The 22,692-nt window shown below is 73.9% G+C and carries 3 protein-coding genes; 2 read left to right on the top strand and 1 reads right to left on the bottom strand.

The features are described 5' to 3' along the window. Positions 1-61: 61 nt before the first annotated feature. A complete protein-coding gene (locus tag WBG99_RS00245) occupies positions 62-1,285 on the bottom strand; it encodes a cytochrome P450 (RefSeq protein ID WP_338894330.1) in 1,224 nt (407 codons plus the stop codon). Positions 1,286-1,574: 289 nt separating this feature from the next. On the opposite strand from WBG99_RS00245, the gene WBG99_RS00240 reads away from it, so the two are divergent. Together WBG99_RS00240 and WBG99_RS00235 are read left to right on the top strand one after the other, a co-directional pair. Continuing rightward, a complete protein-coding gene (locus WBG99_RS00240; protein WP_338894329.1) occupies positions 1,575-18,029 on the top strand; it encodes an SDR family NAD(P)-dependent oxidoreductase in 16,455 nt (5,484 codons plus the stop codon). A gap of 17 nt (positions 18,030-18,046) precedes the next feature. Next, positions 18,047-22,684, top strand: coding sequence for a type I polyketide synthase (locus WBG99_RS00235; protein WP_338894328.1), 4,638 nt, complete (start codon positions 18,047-18,049; stop codon positions 22,682-22,684). The last annotated feature ends 8 nt before the right edge of the window (positions 22,685-22,692 follow it).

The following is a 22,692-nucleotide window of genomic DNA, read 5'->3' as shown; positions in this document are numbered from 1 at the left end:
AACTGCCCGGGACCCGTCTTCGGACGGTCCCGGGCAGTCGGGCCGGATCACAGCCCGCGGTTCAGCGGCGGTAGGCCACCTTGAGCGGCAGGCGCTTGAGGCCGAGCACGAAATTGAAGCGGGTGTGCCACTCCACGTCCGTGGTGGCCGGCTCGATCTTCTCGTAGCGGCGCAGCAGTTCCGTGATGGTCATGCACACCTCGGTTTTGCCGAGCATCGCCGCGATGCAGTGGTGCGGCCCGGAGCCGAACGCGAGTGACTTCACGCCCTCGCGGCGCAGGTCGAGGCGGTCGGGGTCGGGGAACTTCGCCGGATCGCGGTGGGCCGCGCCGAGGATCGCCAAGACGGCGTCCCCGGCCGGGATAAGGCGCCCGGAGAGGGGCAGGTCCTCGGTGAGGTGCCGGAGGATGATCTGGACCGTGGAGTTGTAGCGGGCCAGTTCCTCGAAGCAGTCGCCGATCATCTCTGGGCGCGCCCGCAGCAGTTCGAGCTCCTCGGGGTGGGTGAGCAGCGCGTGCATGCTGTTGCCGATGACGTTGAGCGTGGTCTCGTGCCCCGCGTTGAACAGCAGGAGCACCTGCGCGATCACGTCCTCGTCGCTGAGCCCCTCGCCGTCCTCGTCCTTCTGCATCAGCATGGTCAGCACGTCGTCGCGGGGCTCGGTCCGGCGCAGCTCCATCTGCCCGCGGATATAGGCGCTGAACTCCGGCTCGGCCGTGTTCATCGCGTCCCGCATCTGCGGGGTGATCAGCGGGTCGATGATATTGGCGATCGCGTTCGTCCACTTCAGGCACTTGTCCGCGTCCTCGACCGGAATGCCGAGCAGACCGCAGATCACGGCGATCGGTACCGGTGCGGCGAGCTGTTCGATCAGATCGACCTCGCCCTCGCCCATGTCGTCGATGAGCCGGTTGACGATGCGCAGGATCTCCGGTTCGAGGCGCTGCACCGCACGCGGCGTCACCGCACGGGCGATGAGCCGACGCAGCCTTCGGTGCTCCTCGCCCTGTTTGACCAGCATCCACCGGCTCAGGCTGCGCATCGCGGGGCTGTCCGGCCCGCCCCGCTGCTCGGCGAACGTCCCGTCGTCGGTCAGGCTCGACGACGTCTGCGGGGCCCGCAGGAACGCGTCGACATCGTCGTACCGGGTGAGCGTCCAGAATCCGTACGGCGAATGGTGAATGGGCTCCGTCTCGCGCAGCCGCCGGTAATAGGCGTATCTGTTCCGATGGAGCTGCGGATCGTTGAGGTCGAAGAGAACCCTGGTCCTAAGTCGCTCAACCATGACCCGGCCAATCATCGCGTGGATACTCCGATTCCGATCAGGTTCTGCCGCGCCGAGATGAGGGGTCAACCCCTACCCTCCTCCGCGCCGCCCTGTTAAGGGGGAAGCGGGAGACGCCTGGGAGCGTAGGGGTAGTGGGGGTGCGGAGTCGTCGTTAGCCTGCGTCGGGCAGACCGGCAAATTGGGCGGCTGGTACATGCGGTGGCGGCGAAAGTCCACATTTCCGTGGTGGGCCGGCCGGGCACCTCTGTCCATTTGTCGCGCCATCCGTGGAAGAGGGTTTCACCAGATGGTTGATAAGGATACGCTTCGCGATTATCTGAAGCGGGTCACCGCCGATCTGCACAGGACCAGGCAGCGTCTGGCGGACGTCGAGGCGGCGGACACCGAGCCGCTGGCGATCATCGGCATGGGCTGTCGGCTCCCCGGCGGCGTCCGTTCACCGGAGGACCTGTGGCGCCTGGTGGCCGGCGGCGACGACGCCATCGGTCCCTTCCCCGAGGACCGCGGCTGGGACCTCGACCATCTCTTCGACGACGACCCCGAGCGGCCCGCGACCAGTTACGTGCGCGAGGGCGGCTTCGTCACCGACGCACCGGAGTTCGACCCCGGGTTCTTCGACATCTCGCCGCGCGAGGCCCTCGCGATGGACCCGCAGCAGCGGCTGCTGCTCCAGGTGTGCTGGGAGGCGGTCGAGCGCGCGGGCCTCGACCCGACGTCCCTGCGCGGCAGCGACACCGGGGTGTTCATCGGCGCCAACGACCAGAAGTACACCTCCCTGGTCGCCGGCGCGCCGCACGACAACGGCGAGGGCTACCTGCTCACCGGCGGGGCCACCGCCGTCACCTCGGGCCGCGTGTCGTACACGATGGGCCTGGAGGGCCCGGCGATCAGCGTCGACACGGCGTGCTCCTCGTCCCTGGTGGCCCTCCACCTCGCCGCCCGCTCGGTCCGGCAGGGCGAATGCACGATGGCCCTGGTGGGCGGCGTCACGATCATGGCCACCCCGGGCGTCTTCACCGAGTTCAGCAAGCAGCGCGGGCTCGCGGACGACGGCCGGTGCAAGTCGTTCGCGGCCGCGGCCGACGGCACCGGCTGGTCCGAGGGCGTCGGCGTACTCCTGGTGGAGCGGCTCTCTGACGCCCGCCGGCTCCGGCACCCGGTGCTCGCGGTCGTCCGGGGCTCGGCGGCCAACCAGGACGGCGCCTCCAACGGGCTGACCGCGCCGAACGGCCCGTCCCAGCAGCGCGTCATCATGCAGGCCCTGGCCGGCGCCAAGCTGTCCACCGGCGACATCGACCTCGTCGAAGCGCACGGCACCGGCACGGAACTCGGCGACCCGATCGAGGCCCAGGCGCTGCTCGCGACCTACGGGCAGGGCCGCCCGGCCGACCGGCCGCTGTGGCTCGGCTCGGTCAAGTCGAACATCGGGCACACCCAGGCCGCCGCCGGAGTGGCCGGCGTGATCAAGACCGTCATGGCCCTGCGGCACCAAGTACTGCCCGCGACCCTGCACGTGGACGAGCCGACCCCGCACGTGGACTGGTCCGCCGGCGCCGTACACCTGCTCACCGAGGCGCGACCGTGGACGCGGTCCGGCGAGCCGCGCCGGGCAGGCGTGTCGTCGTTTGGCATCAGCGGCACCAACGCGCACATCATCCTCGAGGAGTCCGTCGAGCAGGAGCAGTACGCGGACGCCGCCGCGGATCCGGAACCGGCGTCGAGCCCCGCCACCGGACCGCTCCCCTTCGTCCTCGGCGCGAAGACCGCCTCCGCACTGGGCGGCCAGGCGGCGCGGCTGCGCGCCCTCCTGGAGGCCGACCCCGACGTGCCCACGGCGGACCTCGGGTTCTCGCTGGCGGTCACCCGCGCCGGCCTGGGCCACCGCGCGGTGGTCGTGGCGGAGGACCGTACCGAACTGCTCGCCGGACTGGCCGCGGTGGAATCCGGCGCCGACAGCGGCCGGGTCGTCCGCGACGCCGTCCGCAAGAACGGCAAGCTCGCGTTCCTGTTCACCGGACAGGGCGCGCAACGCGCCCGCATGGGCAGCGAACTGGCCGCCGTCCAGCCCGTCTTCGCCCAGGCCCTCACCGACGTGTGCGACCGGCTCGACCCGCATTTCGACCCGCCGCTGCGTGACGTCCTCCACGCCGAGCCCGGCAGTGACACCGCCGCGCTCCTCGACAGGACCGCCTACACCCAGGCGGCGCTGTTCGCCGTCGAGGTGGCGCTGTACCGGCTGCTGACCGCCTTCGGTATCACCCCCGACCATCTGCTCGGCCACTCGGTGGGCGAGGTGGCCGCCGCGCACGCGGCGGGAGTGCTCTCCCTCGACGACGCCTGCACGCTGGTCGCCGCGCGCGGCCGGCTGATGCAGGCGATGCCCGCGGGCGGCGCGATGGTCGCCGTCGAGGCCGCGGAGGCGGAGATCCGCGACGCACTGGCCGGGCTCGAGGACAGGGTCGGCGTGGCCGCCGTCAACGGACCGGCCTCGGTGGTCGTCTCCGGCGACCGGGCGGTCGTCGAGGCGCTCGCGGCCGGGTGGCGCGAACACGGTCTGCGGACTCGTGAGCTGCGCGTCTCCCATGCGTTCCACTCGCCGCACATGGACGGCATGCTGGCGGACTTCCGACAGGTCGTCGCCGGGCTGACCTTCCACCCGCCGATGATCCCGATCGTCTCCAACCTCACCGGGGCCGTGGCCGGCGCCGACGAGCTGGCCGATCCGGACTACTGGACCCGGCAGGTACGCGAGACCGTGCGGTTCGCCGACGGTGTCGCCCGGCTGGACGAGCAGGGCGTCACCCGCTACCTCGAACTCGGACCCGACGGCGTCCTCACCGGCATGGCACGAGAGTGCCTCGCGCACCGCTCCGACGCCGTGTTCCTGGCGCCGCTCCTGCGCCGGGACCGACCCGAAGCGCTGAGCACCACCACCGCGGTCGCCGGTCTGTACGCGCACGGGGGCACGGTCGACTGGGCCGGGTTCTTCGGCGGCGGACGCCGGGTGGACCTGCCGACGTACGCCTTCGAGACCGCACGCTACTGGCCGAACACCGCGGCGTGGCACGGCGACGTGACCGCGGCCGGCCTGAGCGCCACCGGGCATCCCCTGATCGGCGCCGGCATCGGCCTCGCCGGCGGGGACGAACTGCTGTTCACCGCGCGGCTCTCCGCCGACTCCCACCCGTGGCTGGCCGACCACTTGGTGCACGGCCGGATCGTGGTGCCGGGCACGGCGTTCGTCGAGCTCGCCATCCACGCGGGCGACCAGGTCGGCCGCGGCGACCTGGACGAGCTGGTCCTGGAGGCTCCGCTCGTCCTCCCCGAACGCGGCGGAGTGCAGGTGCAGGTGGCGGTCGGCGGCGCCGGCCCGGACGGCCGCCGCACCGTCACGGTGCACGCGCGCCCGGAGGACAGGGCCGACGGCGGCTGGGCGGACCGGCCCTGGACCCGGCACGCGACCGGTGTGCTGGCCCCGACCGACGAGGCCGCGGCGCTGCCGGCACCACTGGAGGAATGGCCTCCGGCCGGGGCCGTCGCGGCGGACGTCGGCGCGGTGTACGAGCTGCTGGGGTCGGCCGGTCTGTCGTACGGCGAGGCGTTCCGCGGCCTGACCGCCGTCTGGCGGCACGGGGACGAGATCCTCGCCGAGGCGCGGGCGCCCGAGCAGGACAAGGCCCGCGGCTTCGGCCTGCACCCGGCGCTCCTTGACGCCCTTCTGCACGCGCCGGCCGCGCGCTCGCTGAACACTGGTGAGGCCGGTGAGTCCGCTGCCACCGGGATCACCGCGGGTCTGCCGTTCACGTGGAGCGGTGTGGCACTGCGGGCGTCGGGCGCGTCCGCGCTGCGGGCCCGGCTCACCCCGCTCGGGGACGACGCCCTGTCCCTGGTGGCCTGGGACGGCGACGGGCAACCGGTCGTCACCGTCGACCGCCTGGTCCTGCGTCCAGCGACGGCCGCGGAGACGGCCGTCGATCCGGCCGGACTGTGCCGGGTGGACTGGCGACCGCTGACCGACGGCGGTGCGAAGGTCACCGTACCGGCGGACATCGCGGTGCTCGACGCCACCGACGAGGCGGCGGCGATCGACGACGACGGCCGCGTTCCCGGCATCGTGGTCCTGCCCTGCCCGACGGGATCGCCGGACACGGTCGTCACCCGGGTCCTCACCGTGCTGCAGGAGTGGCTGGCCGACGACCGGTTCACCGCCGGACGCCTGGTCGTCCTCACCCGCGACGCGGTCTCCGGCGCGCCCGGCGACCCGGTCGCGGACCCGGCCGCCGCGGCCGCGTGGGGGCTGGTGCGCACCGCGCAGAGCGAGGAGCCCGACCGCTTCGTCCTGCTCGACGCGCCCGCCGGGGACGTACCGCCCGAGGTGCTGACGGCCGCCGTCGCCTCCGGAGAACCGCAACTGGTGCTCCGCGACGGCGCGCTGTCCGTCGCCCGCCTCGTCCGCGCCGCGGTGCCCGCCGGGCTGCCCGTACCCGCGGGCGCCGACGGCTGGCGGCTCGACACCCGGGCACCGGGCACCCTGGAGACCCTCGAACTGCTGGCGGCCGACCCGGCCGCGCCGCTCGCCGCCGGCGCGGTGCGCGTGGGCATCCGCGCGGCGGGCCTGAACTTCCGCGACGTGCTTGGCGCGCTGGACATGTACCCGGGCGACGTCGTGCTCGGCGGCGAGGCCGCCGGCGTGGTGCTCGAAGTGGCACCGGACGTCGAGGGACTCGCCCCCGGCGACCGCGTGTTCGGGCTCTGCCCGGGCGCGTTCGGGCCCACGGGCATCACCGACCACCGGCTGCTCGCGCCGATGCCCGCGGAATGGACCTTCGCCGAAGCCGCGGCCGTCCCGATCGCCTACGCCACCGCCTACTACGGCCTGGTCGACCTGGCCGGGCTGCGGGCCGGCGAATCGGTGCTGATCCACGCCGCCGCGGGTGGCGTCGGCACCGCCGCCGTACAGGTCGCCCGGCACCTCGGCGCCGACGTCTTCGGCACCGCCGGCCCGGTCAAACACGACGCGGTCCGTGCCCTGGGAGTCGCCGACGACCGGATCGCCTCGTCCCGCGACACCGAGTTCGCGCGGCGCTTCACCGAGGTGACCGACGGACGCGGCATGGATGTGGTCCTCGACGCGCTGGCGGGCGAGTTCGTCGACGCGTCGCTCGCGCTGATGCCGCGCGGCGGGCGCTTCATCGAGATGGGCAAGACCGACATCCGCGACGCCGACGAGGTCGCCGCGCGCCATCCCGGAGTGCGCTACCAGGCCTTCGACCTGGCCGAGGCCGGACCGGAGCGGATCGCCGAGATCCTCGCCACGCTCCTCGACCTGTTCCGGGCCGGCCGGCTCCGGCTGCCGCCGCTGCGCGCATGGGACATACGGACGGCTCCCGAGGCGTTCCGCCACCTCAGCCAGGCCCGCCAGATCGGCAAGGTCGTCCTCACCCTGCCGCCGCGCCCGCTCGACCCGGAGGGCACGGTACTGATCACCGGTGGCACCGGCGGCCTGGGCGCGCTGCTCGCCGAGCACCTGGTGACGGCACACGGCGTCCGCCACCTCTCCCTGCTCAGCCGCGGAGGCCCGGCGGCCGACGGCGCGACCGCGCTCACCGAGACGCTGGCCGCGCACGGAGCGCACGCCACCGTGATCGCCTGCGACGTCGCCGACCGGGACGCGCTCGCCCAGGTCCTTACGGCGCTCGACCGCCCGCTGACCGGCGTGTTCCATCTCGCGGGCGTGGTCGACGACTCCGTGGTCACGGGGTTGACCCCGGACCGCGCCGCCGCGGTGCTGCGAGCCAAGGCCGACGCCGCCGCGCACCTGGACGAACTGACCCGGCACGCGGACCTCGCCGCGTTCGTCCTCTACTCCTCCGCCGCCGGCACGCTGGGCAGCTCCGGACAGGGCGGCTACGCCGCCGCCAACGCCTACCTCGACGCCCTCGCACACCGCCGCCGTGCCGCTGGGCTCCCCGCCCTGTCCCTGGCGTGGGGCGCGTGGGACGACACGGCGGGCATGACCAGCAGGCTCACCGACGCCGACCGGAAGCGGATCGGCCGCTCCGTCTTCCCGCCGCTCACCGTCGAGCGGGGACTCGCGGCACTCGACGCGGCCCTCGGCCTCCCCTACGCGTCGCTGGTCCCGACGGGGATCGACACGGCCGCCCTGAACGCGGCGGCGGGCTCCCTGCCGCCGCTCCTGCGCGACCTCGTCCGCGGCGGCGCACGACGCGTCTCGGGCGCCGACGCGGCAGCCACCGGCGCGACGTTCGCGCAGCGGCTGGCCGGTCTCGGTGCGGACGACCGTGCGCGGCTGCTGCTTGAGCAGGTACGCGGCCAGGCAGCCGCGGTACTGGGCTTCGCCGGGCCCGAGTCGGTGGATCCGCACCGCGCGTTCAAGGAACTGGGCGTCGACTCGCTGACCGCGGTCGAACTCCGCAACCGGCTGACCGCCCTCACCGGGCTCCGCCTCCCGGCGACGCTCGTCTTCGACAACCCGACCCCGGCCCTCGTCGCCGAACAACTCGGCCGCGAGATCCTGGGCGAGCCCGAAGCCGCACCGGCCGCACCGGCCCGACCGGCCGACCCGATCGGGGCGGCCGGGGCCGACGACCCGATCGCGATCATCGGCATGAGCTGCCGCCTGCCCGGCGGCGCCGACACGCCCGAGGAACTGTGGCGGATCGTCAGCGAGGGCGTGGACGCGATGACGCCGCTGCCCACCGACCGCGGCTGGGAGACGAGCTCGTTCCCCGAAGGCTTCGGCGACGGCCTCGACGGGGGCTTCATCGACGGCATGGCCGACTTCGACCCCGCGTTCTTCGGCATCAGCCCGCGTGAGGCGCTGGCGATGGACCCGCAGCAGCGGCTGCTCCTCGAGACCGCGTGGGAGGCCATCGAGAACGCCGGGATCGACCCGACCTCGCTGCACGGCAGCCCGACCGGCGTCTTCGTCGGCAACGCCACCACCGGGTACAGCGTCGGCGCCGGCGAGGTGCCCGAAGGCATCGGCCCGCTCCTGATGCTCGGCACCGCCGCCAGCGTGACCTCCGGCAGGGTCGCCTACACCCTCGGCCTGGAGGGGCCCGCCCTCTCCGTGGACACCGCGTGTTCCTCCTCCCTGGTGGCCCTGCACATGGCGGGCGAGGCGCTCGGGCGCGGCGACTGCTCGCTCGCGCTCGTCGGCGGCGTGACGCTGATGGTCGTACCGACCATGTTCGTCGAGGGGAACCAGGGCGGCGCGGTCTCGGCCGGCGGCCGGTGCAAGGCGTTCGCCGCAGCCGCCGACGGTACGGGCTGGGGCGAGGGCGCCGGCATGCTCCTTGTCGAACGGCTCTCCGACGCCCGTCGGCACGGGCACCGGGTACTGGCCCTGGTCCGTGGCACGGCCGTCAACCACGACGGCGCCAGCAACGGCCTCACCGCGCCCAACGGCAGGGCGCAGCAGCGGGTCATCCGGCAGGCACTGAGCGCCGCCCGGCTGGACCCCGCCGAGGTCGACGCCATCGAGGCGCACGGCACCGGCACGGAGCTCGGCGACCCGATCGAGGCCCGGGCACTGCAAGCGGTCTACGGCCGGGAACGCGACGCCGACCGTCCCGTCTGGCTCGGTTCACTCAAGTCCAACATCGGGCACACCCAGTCCGCGGGCGGCGTCGCCGGCATCATCAAGATGGTGCAGGCGATGCGGCACGATCTGCTGCCCGCCACCCTGCACGTGGACGAGCCGACCCCGCACGTGGACTGGTCGTCGGGCGCGCTGCGCCTGCTCACCGAGCCGGTGCCGTGGCCCAGGAACGGACAGCCCCGCAGGGCGGGCGTCTCCTCGTTCGGCATGAGCGGCACGAACGTCCACGTGATCCTGGAAGAGGCACCGGACCCGGTCGACACACCGTCGCCCGAAGTCGCCCCCTCGCTCGCCGCTGCCCCCACACCGTGGCTGCTGTCAGCCCGCGGTACGGCTGCGCTGCGCGCCCAGGCCGCACGCCTGCGCGACCACCTGGAATCCCGCCCCGCGCCGACCGTGGCGGATGTGGCGCGCTCACTGGCGACCAGCCGCTCGTCGTTCGACCACCGCGCGGTGCTGCTCGCCGACGACCGCGACTCCTTCATGAGCCTGCTTGAGGCGCTCGCCGAGGACCGCCCGGCCGACGGGCTGGTGCGGGGCGTCGCCGCCCCCGGCGGCCGTATCGCGTTCGTCTTCCCCGGCCAGGGCACCCAATGGCCCGGCATGGCCACGGAGCTCCTGGACGCCTCCGAGGTCTTCCGCGACTCCGTCCGCGCCTGCGACGCGGCGCTGGCGGAGCATGCCGACTGGTCGGTGGAGGACGTGCTGCGCGGGATCGAGGGCGCCCCGCCGATCGACCGGATGGACGTCGTCCAACCCGTGCTGTTCACCATGATGGTCTCGCTCGCGGCGGTCTGGCGTTCCCACGGCGTCACCCCCGCCGCCGTGGTGGGGCATTCCCAGGGCGAGATCGCGGCGGCACACGTCGCGGGCGCGCTCACACTGGCCGACGCGATGAAGATCGTCGCCCTGCGCAGCAAGATCCTGACCGTGCTCGCCGGGCAGGGCGCGATGGCGGCGGTGCGGCTTCCCGAGGCGGACGTGGCCGCACGGATCGAGGCGTGGCCCGGCGAGCTGTACATCGCGGCCGTCAACGGCCCCCGCTCGATCGTCGTCGCCGGTGACCCCGGGACGGTCGACGCGTTCGCCGAGGCGCTGGCCGCCGAGGACGTGCGGGTACGGAAGGTCCGCGTCAACGGCGCCGGACACTCGCCGCAGGTCGAGCCGCTGCGCGACCGGACGCTGGCCGCGCTCGCCGGTATCACGCCCCGACGCTCCGGGATAGCCTTCTACTCCACGGTGACCGGCGGACTGCTCGACACCACCGAACTGGGCACCGACTACTGGTACCGCAACATGCGGGAGCCGGTCCGGTTCGGCCACGCGGTCACCGCCCTCCTTGAGGACGGCTACCGCACGTTCGTCGAGTCGAGCCCGCACCCCGCCCTTGGCCCCGGCGTGCAGGAGGCGGCCGAGGAGGTCCCCGGCGCGGGCGACACGATCGTGGTCGGCACGCTCCGCCGTGACGAGGGCGGTCCCGCCCGGATCCTGCGCTCGCTCGCGGAGGCGCACGTCCACGGCACGGCCCCGGACTGGTCAATCGTCCTCGGCGGCCCGCAAGCGAGCCGCGTGGAACTGCCCACCTACGCGTTCCAGCGGCAGCGGTACTGGCTCGAACTCCCGGCGACGAAGGACGAGGTGGCCGGCGAGGCCCTCCGTGACCCGGCCGAGGCACGCTTCTGGGAAGCGGTGTCCGAGGCCGACCCTGCCGGCCTTGCCGACGCACTCGGCGTGGACGACCCGGAGGGCCGTGCCGCGCTGGCCGCCGCCGCGCCCGCGCTCCCGGTGCTGTCCTCGTGGCGGGCGCGCCGGCGCGACGGGTCCACCATCGACCAGTGGCGCTACCAGGTGCGCTGGCGGCGGATCGCCCGTACCTGCGGAGCGCCCCTTTCGGGCACCTGGCTGCTCGTCACACCGGGCGGCGACCACGACGACGTCGCCGAGGGCTGCTCGCGCGCGCTCACCGAGCGCGGAGCCCGGGTGGTGACGCTGACGGCCCCGGCCGACGTGCCGGACACCGAACTCGCCGAGCGGATCGCCGAGATCCCGGCCGGCGAGCTGACCGGCGTCCTGTCCCTGCTGGCCCTTGACGACGCGACGCATCCGGCGCATCCGGTGCTCCCCCGCGGTCTGGCCCGCACCCTGACCCTGGTCAAGGCCGTCGAGGCGGCGGGAACGGCGGCGCCGCTCTGGCTCGCCACCCGCGGCGCGGTCTCGACGGGCACCTCCGACCCGCTGACCGCCCCGGAGCAGGCGACGGTCTGGGGCCTCGGGCTCGTCGCCGGACTGGAACTGACCGGCCGCCGGATCGGCCTGCTCGACCTCCCCGCCGAACTGGACGAACGTGCCCTGGCCCGGCTGGCCGACGTGGCCGCCGACCTGACGGACGAGGACCAGGTGGCCCTGCGTCCCGCCGGGGTCTTCGGCCGCCGGATGGTACGTGCGCCGCGTGAGGGCGCACCCCGCCCGGACATGTGGCGGCCCCGCGGCACCGTGCTGATCACCGGTGGGACCGGTGCGCTCGGCGCCCACGTGGCCCGCCGGCTGGCCGGGGCGGGCGCCGAACGGCTGGTGCTGGCCGGCCGTCGGGGACCGGCCGGTCCCGGAGCCGACGCCCTGGCCGCGGAGTTGACCGCGCTCGGAGCGGAGGTCCAGGTCGAGGCCGTGGACGTCGCGGACCGCGCCGCCGTGGTCGCGCTCCTTGAGCGGCTGCCGGACCTGACGGCGATCGTGCACACGGCCGGTGTCTCCCTCAGCGCCCCTGTCCTCCACACCGACGTGGCGGAACTGGCCGTGAACCTGGAGGCGAAGGTCGCGGGCGCGCTCCACCTGAGCGAACTCGCCGGGGACGGCCTGGAGGCGTTCGTCCTGTTCTCCTCCGGAGCCGCCGTCTGGGGCGGCAGCGGACAGGCGGCCTACGCGGCCGCCAACGCACGCCTCGACGCGCTGGCCCAGCACCGGCGTGCCCGAGGGCAACGCGCCACCTCGGTGGCCTGGGGCGGCTGGGCGGGCGGCGGCATGGCCACCGGCGAGGCCACGGCCATACTCGGACGGCGCGGACTGCGCCTGATGGACCCGCAGCTCGCGGTCACCGCGCTCGACCAGGCCCTCACCGACGACGAGACGCTGATGACCGTCGCCGACATCGACTGGGCCGCCTTCGCCCCGACCTACACGGCGGCCCGGCAGCGGCAGCTGATCAGCGAGATCCCCGAGGCCCGGGACGCCCTCGCCGACTCCGAGCCCGAGACCACCGCCTCCTCGGACGACGGCGAGTTCGCCCAGCGGCTCGCCGCGCTGCCGGAGGGCGAGCGCGGGCGGTTGATCCTCGACGTCGTCCGCACCCACACCGCCGCGGTCCTCGGCTACGCCGGGCCCGGCGACGTCGAGCCCGGCCGGGCGTTCCGCGAGGTCGGCCTCGACTCGATCATGGCGGTCGAGGTACGCAACCGGCTGCGTACGGCCACCGGGTTGCGGCTGCCGGCCACGATCGTCTTCGACCACCCGACACCGGCGGCGGTCGCCGACCACCTGGCCACCCGACTGCTCGGCACCCCGTCCGCCGGACCCGCCGCCGCGCCGCAGGACGGCCCGCGCACCGACGACGACCCGATCGCGATCGTCGGCATCGGCTGCCGGTTCCCGGGCGGCGTCCGATCGCCGGAGGACCTGTGGGAACTGGTCCTCGGCCGCCACGACGCCATCACCCCGTTCCCCACCGACCGCGGCTGGGACCTCGAAGCGCTCTACGACCCCGACCCCGACAAGCCCGGCACCTCGTACGTGCGGGAGGGCGGCTTCCTCGACGACGCGGGCCACTTCGACGCCGAGTTCTTCGGGATCAGCCCGCGTGAGGCGATCACCCTCGACCCCCAGCAGCGGGTGCTGCTCGAAGCGTCCTGGGAGGCGTTGGAGCGAGCGAGGATCAACCCGGCGACGCTGGCCGGCACCCGGTCCGGTGTGTTCGTCGGCACCTCCTTCCAGGGCTACGGTGTGGACGCGGACCACGGCATCGGGGCCTCGGAGGGCTTCTTCCTCGCCGGTACGGGTACCGCTGCGGTCTCCGGACGGCTCGCGTACTCGCTGGGACTCGAAGGTCCGGCGGTCACCGTCGACACGGCCTGCTCCTCGTCGATGGTGGCGCTGCACCTCGCCTGGCAGGCGCTCAGGCAGGGCGAGTGCACGCTGGCCCTGGCGGGCGGCGTGACCGTCCTGCCCACCCCGGTCTCCTTCACCGAGTTCAGCCGGCAGCGCGGACTGGCGCCGGACGGCCGGTGCAAGCCGTTCGCCGCCTCCGCGGACGGCACCAACTGGGGCGAAGGCGTCGGCGTGGTGGTCCTGGAACGGCTCTCGGACGCCCGCCGCAACGGGCATCCCGTGCTGGCTCTGTACACCGGATCCGCCACCAACCAGGACGGCGCGTCGAACGGGCTGACCGCCCCGAACGGTCCCTCGCAGCAGCGGGTGATCACCCAGGCCCTGGCAGGCGCCGGGCTCCGGCCGACGGACGTCGACCTCATCGAGGCGCACGGCACCGGCACCTCCCTGGGCGACCCCATCGAGGCCCAGGCACTGATCGCCACCTACGGCCAGAACCGCCCCGACGACAGGCCGGTGTGGCTCGGTTCGGTGAAGTCGAACATCGGGCACACCCAGTCCGCCTCCGGTGTCGCCGGTGTGATCAAGGCCGTCATGGCCCTGCGCTCCGGCATCCTGCCGGCCACCCTCCACGTGGACGAGCCGACCCCGCACGTGGACTGGTCGGCGGGCAGCGTGGAACTGCTGACCGAGACCCGCCCCTGGCCCCCGACCGAGGGACCGCGGCGCGCCGGCGTCTCGTCGTTCGGCGGAACCGGGACGAACGCACACGCCGTTCTGGAGCAGGCGCCCGAGCCCGACGAGGAGCCGCGCGACACCCGGAAGGCCACGACGCTGCCCTTCGTGCTCTCGGCGCGGGATCCCGAGGCCCTCCGCGCCCAGGCGGAACGGCTCATGGAACGGCTCGTCGCCGACCCGGCGGTGGACCTCGGCGACCTTGCCCACTCGCTGGCGACCACACGGACCTCGTTCCACGAGCGCACCGTGGTGCTCGCTGCCGACCGGGAGGAACTCCGGGGCAGCCTCGCCGCGCTGGCCGCGGGAGGGACACCGGAGGGAGCGGTGACGGGCGCCGCCGTCGACGGCCGGACCGTGTTCGTCTTCGCCGGCCAGGGCGCCCAGTGGGCCGGCATGGCCGCGGAACTGATGGAATCCTCGGACGTGTTCGCCGAGACCGTCGCCGCCTGCGACGAGGCGCTGGCCCCCTACACCGACTGGTCCCTGGCCGACGTCGTGCGCGGCGCCGAGGGCGCCGCGTCGCTCGACCGCGTGGACGTGGTGCAGCCGGCGCTGTGGGCGATGATGGTCTCGCTGGCCGCGGTCTGGCGCTCGTGGGGCGTCGAACCGGACGCGGTGATCGGCCACTCGCAGGGCGAGATCGCCGCCGCGTGCGTGATCGGCGCGCTGTCGCTCGAGGACGCCGCCCGCGTGGTGGCCCTGCGCAGCCAAGCCATCACGGCGCTGTCGGGCAAGGGCGGCATGGTCTCGGTCGCGCTGCCCGCCGCACGGGTCCAGGAACGGATCGGAGCCTGGGACGGACGGATCTCCGTCGCCGCGGTGAACGGGCCCGCCTCCGTCGTCGTCTCGGGCGAGAGTGCCGCCCTCGGGGAGTTCGTCGCCGTGTGCGAGGCCGACCGGGTGCGGGTCCGCAGGATCGCCGTGGACTACGCGTCGCACTCGGCCCAGGTCGAGGAGATCGAGGACCGGCTGGCCTCGGCGCTCGCCGGGATCACCCCGCGCGCCTCGGCGGTCTCGTTCTACTCCACCGTGCTGGGCCGCTGGACGGACTCCGGCGAACTGGACGCCGGATACTGGTACCGCAACCTGCGGTGCACGGTCGGGTTCGAGCAGGCCGTGCGCACCGTCGCGGCAGAGGGCTACCGGCACTTCGTCGAGGTCAGCCCGCACCCCATGCACACGGTGGGAATCCAGGAGACGCTGGACGACATCGAGGACGCCGTCATGGACGGCGGCGCCGTCGTCGGCTCGCTGCGACGGGACCAGGGCGGCCTGGACCGGCTCCTGAGGTCCGCGGCGGAGGCGCACGTGCGGGGCCTCGCCGTCGACTGGGCGAAGCCGCTCGGCCACCTCGGTGCCCGCACCGTCGACCTGCCCACGTACCCCTTCCAGAGCGAGCGCTACTGGATCGGCGGCTCCGGCTCGCCCCGGGGCACCGGCGACGCCTCCGCGGCCGGGCTCGGCGCGACCGGGCACCCGCTGCTCGGCGCCGCCGCGGACCTGGCCGGTCTCGACGCCGTACTGATGACGGGGCGGCTGTCCCTCCGGACGCACCCCTGGCTGGCCGAACACGCCGTACTGGGAACGGTCCTGCTGCCGGGGACCGCGTTCGTCGAGATCGCGGTGCAGGCCGGCGACCAGGTCGGCTGCGCGTTCGTCGAGGAACTCACGCTGGAGACGCCGCTGCTCGTCCCCGAGCGCGGAGCGATGCGCCTCCAGGCCATCGCACAGGCCCCGGACGCCGACGGCCGACGGGTGCTGAGCGTGTACTCACGCCCGGACGACGGCACCGCCGCCGACTCCGCGGCGAGCGGCTGGACCCGGCACGCCACCGCCTCGCTGGCGCCGGAGCCGTCGGCCCCGGAGTTCACCCTCCAGCAGTGGCCGCCGGAGGGCGCTGCCGCGATCGACCTCGGTGGGTTCTACGAGGAACTCACCGCCCGGGGCTACGCCTACGGTCCCGCGTTCCAGGGCATGCGTGCCGCCTGGCGCCGCGACCAGGAGATCTTCGCGGAGGTGGCGCTCCCGGACACCCTGCAGGAGGACGGGCGTTTCGCGGTGCACCCCGCCCTGATGGACGCGGCGCTGCACGGCATCGGTCTGCTGCGGGCCCTCCGCGAACCCGCGGAGGGCACCGAACGGGTCCGGGCCGAGCTGCCGTTCTCCTGGCGCGGCGTCCGCTGCTACCAGCGAGGAGCGACCTCGCTGCGGGTCCGGCTGTCGTTCGCCGAGCCGGACGGGATCACCGTCGAGGCCGCGGACGGGACGGGCGTCGCCGTCGCGGCGGTGGAGGCCCTCGTCTCCCGGCCGGTGCCCGAGGACCTCGGCACCGCCTGGCAGGCTCCCGACCAGTCGCTGTTCCATGTCGAATGGGTCGAATGGATCGAGTCCGAACCCGCCACCGCCACCCCCGACGGCCGCTGGATGCTCGTCGGCAACGACCCGTTCGACCTGGCCGGCCGGCTGGAGGACACCGGAACGTCCGTCGAACGCCACGGCGACCTCGACGCGGCGGCGGCCTCCCTGGCCGCCGGAGCCGAGACGGCCACCGTGTTCGTGTCCCTGGCGGGCGCGACCGACGCCGATCCGGCCGAATCGGTCCGTACGGCCACGCACGAGGCACTGGGCCTGGCCCAGCAGTGGGTCGCCGATGACCGCTTCGGCGCGTCCCGCCTGGTCCTGGTCACCCGGGGCGCGGTAGCGGCCGACCCGGGCGAGGGGGTCGGCGACCTGGCCGCCGCGGCCGTGTGGGGACTGCTGCGATCCGCGCAGTCCGAGCACCCCGGCCGATTCGTACTGCTCGACGATGACGACGCCGATGACGGTGCCGGGCACGGCCACACGGCATCCGCCGTCGTCGCGGCCCTGAACACCGACGAGGCACAGGTCGCGCTGCGTGCCGGCGGCATCCGCGTCCCGCGCCTGGCACGCCTGACACCGCCGAACCCGCCGGACACCCCCGTGTTCGACCCGGAAGGCACCGTCCTCCTCACCGGCGGAACCGGCACGCTGGGCATGGCGCTGGCCCGGCACCTGGTGACCGCGCACGGCGTGCGGCACCTGGTGCTGACCAGCCGCCGCGGGCCGGACGCACCGGGCGCGGCCGAGCTGACGGCGGAACTGGCCGGACTCGGAGCCCACGTCGACATCGCGGCCTGCGACATCGGCGACCGCGTGGCGGTCGCCGATCTCCTGGCCCGGATTCCGGCCGAGTTCCCGCTCCGCACGGTCGTACACGCGGTCGGCGAACTCGACGACGGCGTCCTCGCCGCACTCGACCCCCAGCGCGTCGACCGCGTCCTGCACGCGAAGGTCATGGGCGCCCTGCACCTGGATGAGCTGACCCGCGGATCGTCGCTGTCCGGCTTCCACCTCTTCTCCTCGGCGGCGGCCACGTTCGGCGGCGCGGGCCAGGCGAACTACGCCGCGGCCAACGCCTTCCTGGACGCGTTCGCCCAGGCCCGCCGGGCCGCCGGGCTCGACACGGTCTCGTTCGCGTGGGGGCCGTGGGCCCAGCCCACGGGGATGACCGGAGAGCTGACCGAGCGGGACGTCCGCCGGGTGCGCCGACTCGGGATGACGCCGATGTTCACGGAAGAGGGCCTGGCCCTGTTCGACCTGGGGCTGGCCACGCGCGAGGCCGTGGTCGTGCCGGTCAACCTGAACACCGCCGCGCTGCGCACGGCAGGCCTGGTGTCCCCGCTGCTGCGCGGCCTGATCTCCACGGGGCCGGCGAGCGGCGACACCGGCGGCACGGGGGGCTTCCCGGCCCGCGATACCCGGCTGCGCGAGCGGCTGGCCGACCTCTCGGACAAGGAGCGGCTGGAGATCCTGCTCGACCTGGCGCGCACCCAGGCCGCGACGGTGCTCGGCCATGCGTCCGCCACCTCCGTCCGCGCCGAACGGGGCTTCCTGGAAGTGGGCATGGACTCGCTCACCGGGGTCGAACTGCGCAACCGGCTGGCCCTGGCCACCGGACTGCGGCTGCCGGCGACCCTGATCTTCGACTACCCCACGCCGCTGGATCTGGCGCGGTACCTGCGCGGCGAGCTCGCCCCGGAACCGGCGGCCCCTGCCGCACGGGTCCTGGACGAGCTGGCCAGGTTCGAGGACGCCCTGAAAGCCGTCGACACCGACGACGCGGGGCGGGCCGAGGTCGGCCGGCGACTGCGCGAACTCGCTGCCCGCTGGAGCGACGACCCCGGTACGACCGACACCGCGGCGGGCCTGGAGACGGCGACCGCGGAGGAGCTGTTCCAGATCCTCGACCAGCCGCAGTGAGATCCGGGGGAGACGGCATGACGAAGGAAGACGAGCTGCTCAGGTACCTGCGCCAGGCCACGGCCGCGCTGCAGGACGCGCGCCAGGAGCTGCGGGACACCCGCGAGCGGGCCAGGGAGCCGATCGCCATCGTGGGCATGGCGTGTCGGCTGCCAGGCGGGGTCGCCACCCCGGAGGAGCTGTGGCGGCTGGTCGCCACGGGAGGCGAGGGCCAGTCGGGCTTCCCGACCGACCGGGGCTGGGACCTCGCCGCACTGGGCGACGGCGCCCGACAGGCCGGCTTCGTGCACGAGGCGGGCTGGTTCGACCCGGCGTTCTTCGGCATCTCACCGCGCGAGGCCGTGGCGATGGACCCGCAGCAGCGGCTGTTCCTCGAAGCCTCCTGGGAGGCCTTCGAATACGCAGGACTGGACCCGGACTCCTTGCGCGGGAGCCGGACCGGCGTGTTCGCCGGACTCATGTACCACGACTACGTCCCCGGCGGCGACGAGGGCGCCGAGGCCTACATGGGCACCGCCACAGCGGGCAGCGTCGTGTCCGGCCGGGTGTCCTACGTGTTCGGCCTCGAAGGCCCCGCGGTCACGGTGGACACGGCCTGCTCCTCGTCGCTCGTGGCGCTGCACCTGGCCGCGCATGCACTGCGGTCCGGTGAGTGCGACCTGGCGCTCGCCGGTGGTGTGACCGTCATGGCCGCCCCGGACGTGTTCGGCTCGCCGTCGGCCCGACAGGTCGTGGCCGCGGACGGCCGGTGCAAGTCGTTCGCCGCGGCCGCCGACGGCATGGGCTGGGCCGAAGGGGCCGGCGTCCTTCTCGTGGAGCGCCTCTCGGACGCACGGCGGCACGGGCACGAGGTCCTCGCGGTGGTGCGGGGGAGCGCGGTCAACCAGGACGGTGCCTCCAGCGGGCTGACGGCGCCGAACGGCCCCGCGCAACAGCGGGTGATCCGGGAGGCGCTGGCCGCCGCCGGTCTGTCGCCGTCCGACGTGGACGCGGTGGAGGCGCACGGCACCGGCACGAAGCTGGGCGACCCCATCGAGGCGCAGGCGCTGATGGCGACCTACGCCCGGAGCCGCCCGGAGGACCGTCCGCTGCTGCTCGGGTCGGTCAAGTCCAACATCGGTCACACACAGGCGGCGGCGGGCGTCGCCGGCGTTATCAAGATGGTTCAGGCGATGCGCCACGGGATGCTTCCGGCCACGCTGCACGTCGACCAACCGACCCCGCAGGTGGACTGGTCGGCGGGTGCGGTGGAGCTGCTGACCGAGGCCCGCCCCTGGCCGGAGTCCGGTCGGCCCCACCGGGCGGGCGTGTCGTCGTTCGGCGTGAGCGGCACCAACGCGCACGTGATCATCGAGCAGGGCGAGCCCGCACCCGTACGGGATCCCGCCGGTGCTCCGGACGTCGTGCCGTGGCCGCTGTCGGCGAGAACGCCCGAGGGCCTGCGGGCCCAGGCACGGAGGCTGCGGGCGTTCGTGGCCGACACGCCGGACGCGGGCCTCGTGGACATCGGGCGCGGGCTGATCGCCCGTCAGGCCATGGAGCACCGGACGGTCCTGCTCGGCGGAGACCGCGAAACGTTCATCGCCGCGCTCGACGCGCTGGCTCCGGGCGATCCGGTCGGTGAGGGCGGGACGGCGTTCCTGTTCACGGGGCAGGGTGCGCAGCGGGTCGGGATGGGCCGGGGTCTGTATGAGGCGTTCCCGGTGTTCGCGGAGGCGTTCGACGCGGTGTGCGCGGAGTTGGACGTCAGGCTTGGCCGGTCGGTCAGGGATGTGGTGTTCGAGAGCACTGATCTCGATCGGACGGTGTGGGCGCAGGCGGGCCTGTTCGCGGTCGAGGTGGCTTCGTACCGGCTGGTGGAGTCCTGGAACGTGGTCCCGGACTTCCTGCTGGGTCATTCCATAGGTGAGATCGCGGCGGCGCATGTGGCCGGGGTCTTGTCCCTGGCGGATGCCTGTGCGCTGGTGGCGGCGCGTGGTCGTCTGATGCAGGCGCTTCCGTCCGGTGGGGCGATGCTGGCGGTGCAGGCTTCCGAGGCCGAGGTGATTGAGGCGGTCGCGGGCAGGCTGGACATCGCCGCGGTCAACGGCCCCACGTCGGTCGTGGTGTCGGGGACCGCCGGCGTACTCGACGAGCTGGCGGCCGACTGGACCTCGGAAGGGCGCAGGACGCAGCGGCTGCGGGTCTCGCACGCGTTCCACTCGGCGCTGATGGAGCCGATGCTGTCCGAGTTCGCGAGCATCGTGAAGACCTTGACGTTCGGTGAGCCGCGGATCCCGATCGTGTCGAACCTGACCGGGAAGGTAGCCGGACCGGGGCTGATGTCGACCCCGGAATACTGGGTACGGCAGATCCGCGAGACGGTCCGATACGCCGACGGCGTCGCCTGTCTGATCGGCCAGGGAGTGACCCGGTTCGTCGAGGTGGGGCCCGACGGGGTGCTCTCCGGAATGGCGCGACAGGCCGGTGCCCAGGGCACGTTCGCGCCGCTGACGCGCCGTGACCGGGAGGAGGCCGGGACGGCCCTGGCCGCCGTCGGTGCGTTCTGGACCGCCGGGACGAACGTGGACTGGTCGGCCGTATACGCCGGTTGGGGTGGGCGCCGGGTCGCCCTGCCCACGTACGCGTTCGACCGGCAACACTACTGGTCGCAGCCCCTCATCTCCCACCCTTCGAGCCAGGCGTGGGGACGCTCCGACGCATGGCGCTACAAAGTCGTGTGGAAGCCGATGCCCCCCGCGGCCGCTCCACCGCTCCTGTCCGGCACCTGGCTGGCGGTGCTGCCCGCCGGCACACGACCGTCCGACGTGACAGAGGCCTGCCTGGCGGCTGTCGAGCGTGCGGGAGCGTCCGTCGTACGGGCCACGATCGACCAGCTCGCCCACGTCCTGCCCGAGCTCGGCGAACCGGCCGGGGTGCTGTCCTTCCTCGGTACGGAGCCGGGCACGGAACCGGCAACGGAACCCACTACGGAACCGCGTACGGAACCGCGTTCCGAGAACCTCTCCGACGGACCGGTACTGGACCTGATCGACGCGGTCGCCGCCCTGGACCGGCCGGTGCCGATCTGGTGGGTCACCTCCGGCGCCGTGACCCTCCGCGACGACGAGCCCCTCCGGCCCGACCAGGCACGGACATGGGGTCTGGCCCGAACGGTAGGCCTGGAGCTTCCGGGTCTGTGGGGCGGGCTCGTCGACGTCTCCGGCCCGGCGGGTCCCGTGCTCGGCGACCGGATGGCCGAGGCCCTGGCCGGCAGGGAGACCCAGGTCGCCGTCCGCGCCACCGGGACCTTCGGACGGCGGCTGGTCCCGGCGGCCGCCGGACCGCTCGGCCTGGCCTCCGTCCCCGTGACCGGCTCGTTGCTTGTGACCGGAGGCACGGGCGCGCTGGGCGCGGCCGTGGCGCGGTGGCTGGCCGGGCAGGGCGTGCCGCACCTGGTGCTGGTGTCCCGCCGGGGCACGTCGGCGCCCGGGACCGGAGAGCTCGTCGCGGAGCTGGAAGCGCTGGGAGCCCGGGTGACGGTAGCCGCCTGCGACGCGGCCGACCGGGAGGGAATGGCCCGCGTTCTCGCCGCCGTGCCGGTGGAGTTCCCCCTTTCCGGTGTCGTGCACGCGGCCGGAGTCGGGGAGCCGACGCCGCTCGCCACCACCGACCGCGCCGACTTCGCGGCCGTCGTGGACGGCAAGGCCGGTGGCGCGGCCTGCCTGGACGAGTTGCTGGGCGAGACGCCCCTCGACTTCTTCGTCCTCTTCTCCTCCATCGCCGGCGTGTGGGGCAGCGGCGGGCAGTCGGCGTACGCGGTGGCGAACGCCGCCCTGGACGCGCTCGCAGTCGACCGCCGGGCACGCGGGCTCACCGCCACCTCCATCGCGTGGGGCCCGTGGGCGGGCGGCGGAATGGCCGAGGGCACCGGCGCCGAGGAGTTCCTCCGGCGCAGGGGCCTGCGTGCGATGGCTCCCGACCTCGCCCTGGAGGCGATGAGCACCGCGATCCGGGCCGACGACACCTGCGTGACGGTGGTGGACGTCGACTGGGCGGCGTTCGTACCCGGGTTCACCGCCTACCACCCGCAACCGCTGATCGAGGACATCCCCGAGGTACGACAGGCCCTCACCGGCGCCGGAGCCGCGGACCCGGACGACGGTGCCGTACTCCGCGACCGCCTCGCGGAGCTGCCCGGCGACGAAGGCCTCGCCCTGCTTCTGGAGACCGTGCGGAAGCAGGCCGCGCTGATCCTCGGCCACAGCGCACCCGGCGCGGTCGCGGCCGACCGCGCCTTCCGCGACCTGGGATTCGACTCCCTCACCGCAGTCGAACTGCGCGACCGGCTGACCGCGGTGACAGGGCTGCCCCTGCCCGCCACGCTGATCTTCGACCACCCGACCCCGCGGGCGCTCGCCGAACAGATCATGGCCGATCTGTTCGGTGACGACGTCGTCGGCACCGACGAGGTGGAACGACTCCGCCGCGCCCTGCTGACGATTCCCGTGTCCCGGTTCCGCGAGTCCGGCCTGCTGGAGCCGCTGCTGCGGCTCGCCTCACAGCCGTCCACACCCGCCGCCGAGGAAGCCGTACCCGTGACCGCCATCGAGTCGATCGACGAGATGGACGGCGAAAGCCTGCTGAGGCTGGCCCTCGGCGAACGTGATTCATGACCGCAGTA

Origin of the sequence: Streptomyces sp. TG1A-60, assembly GCF_037201975.1 — a bacterium.
GTDB lineage: Bacteria > Actinomycetota > Actinomycetes > Streptomycetales > Streptomycetaceae > Streptomyces.
The sequence above is the reverse complement of the archived record's forward strand: the minus strand, read 5'-3'. Positions and strand labels throughout refer to the sequence as shown.

Bases quoted from the DNA above. Each gene is read 5' to 3' on its own strand.
- WBG99_RS00240 (WP_338894329.1), top strand. From the start codon at position 1,575: ATGGTTGATAAGGATACGCTTCGCGATTATCTGAAGCGGGTCACCGCC.
- WBG99_RS00235 (WP_338894328.1), top strand. From the start codon at position 18,047: ATGACGAAGGAAGACGAGCTGCTCAGGTACCTGCGCCAGGCCACGGCC.
- WBG99_RS00245 (WP_338894330.1), bottom strand. From the start codon at position 1,285: ATGGTTGAGCGACTTAGGACCAGGGTTCTCTTCGACCTCAACGATCCG.